This window comes from Neisseria sp. P0009.S007 (assembly GCF_051962515.1).
In genome coordinates this window covers 1-1,232 of sequence record NZ_JBQCVF010000407.1, presented here as the reverse complement: position 1 = coordinate 1,232, position 1,232 = coordinate 1, and the positions used below count along the sequence as shown (strand labels likewise).

1 protein-coding gene is annotated in these 1,232 nt (G+C 52.9%); it reads left to right on the top strand.

Annotation, left to right across the window (positions count from 1 at the left end):
• Window positions 1-27: 27 nt before the first annotated feature.
• Window positions 28-1,232: bifunctional [glutamate--ammonia ligase]-adenylyl-L-tyrosine phosphorylase/[glutamate--ammonia-ligase] adenylyltransferase (gene glnE / locus ACTHS3_RS13665; protein WP_440368212.1), on the top strand; the 1,205-nt coding region annotated here is incomplete at its 3' end.

Genomic DNA, 1,232 nt, shown 5'->3' with positions numbered 1-1,232 from the left:
TCTTTTCTGTTTATTCAGGCAAAGATTATGAACCGCCTCGATACTGCCCGCCGTTATTCCCTTTTTCTCGCCCGCAATCTTGATTCCGGCAAACTCAAGCCCGAAATTTTCCTGCCCATGCTGGACAAGGTTTTGACCGAAGCTGATTTTCAAGCTTTTGCGGATTGGGGCAAAATCCGCGCGGAAGAAAATGAGGAAGAATTGGCGCGGCAGTTGCGCGAGTTACGCCGTTATGTGGTGTCGCAGATTATCGTGCGCGATATAAACCGCATCAGCGATTTGAACGAAGTGACCCGCACGATTACGCTGTTTGCCGATTTTGCCGTGAATACTGCGTTAGACTTTTCTTACGCCTATTATCAGGATATGTATGGTACGCCGATCGGGCGTTATACGAAATCGCCGCAGTATTTGAGCGTGGTGGCGATGGGCAAGGCGGGCGGCTATGAGTTGAACGTATCTTCCGACATCGATTTGATTTTCGTCTATCCCGAATCGGGCGATACCGACGGCAGGCGCGAACGCGGCAATCAGGAGTTTTTCACCAAAGTTGGGCAGAAACTGATTGCGTTGCTGAACGACATTACCGCCGACGGGCAGGTGTTCCGCGTCGATATGCGGCTGCGGCCGGACGGCGATTCGGGCGCGCTGGTCTTGAGCGAAACCGCACTGGAGCAATATTTAATTACGCAGGGACGAGAATGGGAGCGTTATGCGTGGTGCAAAGGCCGCGTAGTTACGCCGTATCCGAACGACATCAAAGCGTTGGTGCGCCCCTTTGTGTTCCGCAAATATCTGGATTACAGCGCATATGAAGCAATACGCAACCTGCACCGCCAAATCCGCAGCGAAGTCAGCAAAAAAGGCATGGCGGACAACATCAAACTCGGCGCAGGCGGCATCCGCGAAGTTGAATTTATCGCCCAGATTTTCCAAATGATACGCGGCGGCCAAATGCGCGCGCTGCAACTGAAAGGCACGCAAGAAACGCTGAAGAAACTTGCCGAGCTGGGCATCATGCCGTCTGAAAACGTCGAAACCCTGCTTGCTGCCTACCGCTTCCTGCGCGATGTCGAACACCGCCTACAATACTGGGACGACCGGCAAACTCAAACCCTGCCCACTTCGCCCGAACAACAACAACTGCTAGCCGAAAGCATGGGTTTCGACAGCTATGCCGCCTTTTCAGACGGCCTCAATGTTCATCGGAACAAAGTCAATCGGTTGTTCAA